This is a genomic window from Bradyrhizobium sp. CFUWI (genome assembly GCF_056429085.1).
The window spans coordinates 1-4,532 of record NZ_JBWJZE010000070.1 but is presented as its reverse complement, the minus strand read 5'-3'; the positions used below and the strand labels follow the sequence as shown (position 1 = coordinate 4,532).

The following is a 4,532-nucleotide window of genomic DNA, read 5'->3' as shown; positions in this document are numbered from 1 at the left end:
TGAAAGCCGGAGTGTGGTTCCGCCGTGCTCGTCTGCTCATCGTCTCTCCTGATTCGCGGGTCAATCTTGCCCGCCGTCAGGCAGAAACTCCACTTATCGCGCTGTTCAGATTTGCGGGACCAGCTCACTCATCCTCAGGGTAATTGAGGTGAACGCGATCTACGATCGCGTTCACAGATGGAAGATCTTCGCACTCCATTGCTCGCCAAGGCATGCAATGCACTTTCAGTGATTTATTAACCGCTGTTCACTAGCATCAAATGCTGGCGGGCAACAGTACACGCCCTGACGCTCGGCTGCTCAATCCGTGAGCGGAACAGACTCTAGTCCTTTTGCCCCGAGGTCGTATGCGCCGTATAGATGGGCCGATGCGGGGCCCTTGGGGAAAGAGGAGCAGAACTGCTCAAAGTCGCGGAAACCTTCATTGCCAATCCCGAGCCAAGCCCCTGCCAGGGGGGAGGAGTAGAGACTCGACGGGAAGCACCTACAGCGGACATCGCCGGGTGAAGGGATAGTCCAGACCACGAACGCCGGAAGGGTGACAGGCGACGCGATCGGATCATGAAGCGTTTCAAATCGTCCCGTCAGGCTCAACTTTTCTGTCAGTTCATGATCAGGTCGCGAACCTTTTCCACATCCTCTCTCTCGGAGCCGTCACTGCCGACTTCCGTCGTGGTTCGCGCGAGCGAGCCTTTGCGACTTGGCGCGAGATCTCCACGACAAGCGCTCGCCGAACCTCGACCTTGGGGCTGCTCCAATTCGTTAACTTGACGGTGCCGCCTTGACGAATCTCCGCGAGCGGCGCCTATATGTAGCCCGTCACGGTCTTCCATTCCCGCATCTCGTAGGATGGAAGCTAAGAGGGAACCCGGTGCGCCGGCAACGGCTATTCCGAGGCTGCCCCCGCAACTGTAAGCGGCGAGCGGTTGTCATCATGGTCACTGGCGCGACAGCGCTGGGAAGGCCGACAGCCGCAGCGACCCGCGAGCCAGGAGACCTGCCGCGACAGAACGAACGTCCTCGGGCGGGGTGCCCCGGTGGGTTGCTTGCAACTGGTGATATTTGCCCGGTCTCCTCGCAAGTCGTCCGCACGGCCCCCCAGCCTCAAACATCGCGGGGTTGCCGATGTCGCCGTCTTACGATTTCGATCAGCATGGTCATCTCATCGAGATGCCGAGTGTGCGGCCGCTCCCAGCGCAGGCCAAGCCTACCACGCCTGAGCTGTGTCTTGTGCAGCCGCCGCCATCGCCGGCTCCGCTGCCAAGGCCCCTCGCGCCATCGCCAAGGCCGTCTGACCTCACGCTCGATCGGTCGCGCGACAACCTGCTGACGTCGTTCGGCAAGCTGACGCTGACCGACCGTTATCTGCTCGCCGGCGAAAGCCTCCAGGACATGTTCGCCCGGGTGTCTTGCGCCTTCGCGGACGATGTTGCGCATGCCCAACGTCTGTATGATGGGATGTCTCGACTGTGGTTCATGCCGGCCACACCGGTGCTCTCCAACGGCGGCACCCCGCGCGGCCTGCCGATCTCGTGCTTCCTTAACTCGGTGTCGGACTCGCTCGAAGGCATCGTCGGCACCTGGAACGAGAACGTCTGGCTTGCCTCCAACGGCGGCGGCATCGGCACCTACTGGGGGAATGTTCGCTCGATCGGCGAGAAAGTGAGGGGCGGCGTCACCTCGGGCATCATCCCGTTCATCCACGTCATGGACGGCCTGACGCTGGCGATCAGCCAGGGCTCGTTGCGGCGCGGCTCGGCGGCGGTCTATCTCGATATCCACCATCCCGAGATCGAGGAGTTCCTCGAGATCCGCAAGGCGTCCGGCGACTTCAACCGCAAGAGCCTCAACCTACATCACGGCATCAACGTCACCGACGAGTTCATGCGTGCCGTGGGTGCCGGCACCACGTTCGCTCTGCGCAGCCCGAAGACTAACGAGGTCGTCCGCGAGATCGATGCCCGCCAGCTGTGGCAACGTATCCTTGAGAACCGGCTGCAGACGGGCGAGCCTTATCTCTTGTTCATCGACACCGTGAACCGCGCGCTCCCCAAGCACCAGCGCGAGCTCGGCCTCAAGGTCTCGACCTCCAACCTGTGCAGCGAGATTACGCTGCCGACCGGCATCGATCATCGCGACGAGGAGCGCACCGCGGTGTGCTGCCTGTCGTCGCTCAACCTCGAGACCTGGGACCAGTGGAATAAGGAGCCCGGCTTCATCGAGGACGTCATGCGCCTCCTCGACAACGTGCTCACCCACTTCATCACAGTGGCGCCGGACGGCATGAAGCGTGCCCGCTACGCCGCCCTGCGCGAACGCTCCGTTGGCCTCGGCGTCATGGGCTTCCACTCGTTTCTCCAGGCCAAGGGCATTCCGATGGAGAGTGTCCTGGCCAAGTCGTTCAATCTGAACATGTTCCGAAAAATCCGTCGCGATGCCGACGCGGCATCCGTGGCGCTCGCTCGCGAGCGTGGCCCGTGCCCGGATGCCCTGGAACGCGGCGTGATGGCGCGCTTCAGCCACAAGATAGCGATCGCGCCGACCGCCTCGATAAGCATCATCTGCGGCGGCACCAGCGCCTGCACCGAGCCAATCCCGGCCAACATCTACACCCACAAGACGCTATCCGGCGCCATCTCGGTGCGTAATCCGCATCTCGCCAAGGTGCTGGCCGCCAAGGGCGCCGACACCTCGGCGACCTGGCAGTCGATCATCGCGCACGAGGGGTCGGTCGCCCATCTCGACATCCTGTCGGAGCACGAGAAAGCGATCCTTCGCACCGCCTTTGAGGTCGACCAGCGCTGGATCGTCGAGCTTGCCGCCGATCGCGCCCCATTCATTTGCCAGAGCCAGTCGATCAACCTCTATCTGCCGGCCGACGTCGATAAGTGGGACCTCCACATGCTGCACTGGACGGCATGGAAGCGTGGGGTGAAGAGCCTCTACTACTGCCGTTCAAAATCGATCTCGCGCGCGGCGTTCGCCGGCAAGATTGCCGAGGATGACACGGCAACGCCGGCGCCGCAGCGCACCGACTATGAGGAGTGCCTCGCATGTCAATGATCGATCTGTCGTCCGTCGATCCGCGCACGCTGATCGGCAAGGGGCGCGTCGGCCTCCTTGATTCGACCGGCAGCTATGACGTCGATCGCTACGCCTGGGCTTACGAGTTCTGGAAGCGCCAGCAGCAGACCCACTGGATGGGCGAAGAGGTACCGCTCGGCACCGACCTCAAGGACTGGGCGTCGGACCGCGTCACCGCCAACGAGCGTGCGCTGCTTACCCAGATCTTCCGTTTTTTCACTCAGTCGGACATCGAGGTCGGCGACAACTATCTCAAGCGCTACATCCCGATCTTCCAGCCGCTCACCGTCCAGATGATGATGGCCGCTTTCACCAATATGGAGACGGTTCATATCGACGCCTATGCGCTGCTGCTCAAGACGCTTGGTATGCCCAAGACCGAGTTTGAGGCATTCCGCGGCTATGCGCAGATGCGCGCCAAGGCGGACTACATGCACGAATTCGGCGTCGACACCGTGGCCGATGTCGCCCGCACCCTGGCGATGTTCGGAGCCTTCACCGAAGGCATGGCCTTGTTCGCGAGCTTCGCCATGCTGCTCAACTTCCCGCGCCACAACAAGATGAACGGCATGGGACAGATCGTAAGCTGGTCAGTGCGCGACGAGAGTCTCCACTGCGAGGGCATCATCAAGTTATTTCACGAATGGCACCGCGAAACCGGCGCGGTGACGCGCTCCGTCCGCGACGACATTGTCGACGTCGCCAAGACCATGGTGAACCTGGAGGAGAACTTCGTCGAGCTCGCCTTCGGCCTTGGCAAGATCGAGGGCATGCTGCCTGAGCACATCCACGCCTACGTCCGCTACGTCGCCGACTGGCGACTGACCCAGCTCCGGATTGCCCCGGTCTTCGGCTTCTTCGAGGCGAAGGAGGGCGGGTTCACACAGCTCAAGGCGCATCCGCTGCCGTGGCTCGTCGAGATTCTCAATGGCGTCGAGCACGCCAATTTCTTCGAGCAGCGCGCCACGGAGTACTCCAAGGCGGCGAGCCGCGGCAGCTGGGACGGCGAAAACGGGGTGTGGGCGGCTTTCGGCCGTATCTAGCCCGTCTTTATTCATGAAGGGCCTGTGGGTGGCTAGCGAGTGTGGTGTAAGCCGCTGATGGGACGTGGGATTCGGTTGCTGAGACCAATTCTGCGCTGACATCATCGAGGCAACCACACCGGCCATGGTCGACGATACGATTCTGCCCTTCCTGTTTCCAGCGGTCAGGCGCAAGACGATCACAGCCGCCTTTGATGGTGGGCGGCTGTTTTCAGCGGCTATGATGTGGAGGGCTCCGCGACCCGAACCCGCTCGAATGCGACAGGGGACCAGAGGGAGTCGGTTGTGAAGAACACGCAAGCCGTTGAGAGAGAATCGATTTTTGGCGAACAGACATGGTTCTGTTCGCAGGATTTCGGCGGGTGAGCCCGCAGTTTCTTGCAAATTGCTCTTGGGCGATCGCTG

At 61.9% G+C, this 4,532-nt stretch carries 2 protein-coding genes, 1 pseudogene and 1 riboswitch; all 3 genes and pseudogenes read left to right on the top strand.

The annotated features are described in order from the left end of the window. Positions 1-543: 543 nt before the first annotated feature. Positions 544-785, top strand: a pseudogene (locus AC066S_RS38460) (hypothetical protein); the annotation flags it as partial. A gap of 20 nt (positions 786-805) precedes the next feature. Then, positions 806-1,019, top strand: a riboswitch (cobalamin riboswitch). A gap of 106 nt (positions 1,020-1,125) precedes the next feature. Beyond that, a complete protein-coding gene (locus AC066S_RS38455) occupies positions 1,126-3,063 on the top strand; it encodes a ribonucleoside-diphosphate reductase subunit alpha (RefSeq protein ID WP_126262221.1) in 1,938 nt (645 codons plus the stop codon). Next, complete coding sequence (locus AC066S_RS38450) at positions 3,054-4,127, top strand: ribonucleotide-diphosphate reductase subunit beta (RefSeq protein WP_205680580.1); 1,074 nt, start codon at positions 3,054-3,056, stop codon at positions 4,125-4,127. The genes AC066S_RS38455 and AC066S_RS38450 overlap by 10 nt, the downstream gene beginning before the upstream one ends. The last annotated feature ends 405 nt before the right edge of the window (positions 4,128-4,532 follow it).

What these genes read in the sequence shown, in the direction of transcription:
- AC066S_RS38455 (WP_126262221.1), top strand. Translation starts at nt 1,126, where the DNA reads ATGTCGCCGTCTTACGATTTCGATCAGCATGGTCATCTCATCGAGATG.
- AC066S_RS38450 (WP_205680580.1), top strand. Translation starts at nt 3,054, where the DNA reads ATGTCAATGATCGATCTGTCGTCCGTCGATCCGCGCACGCTGATCGGC.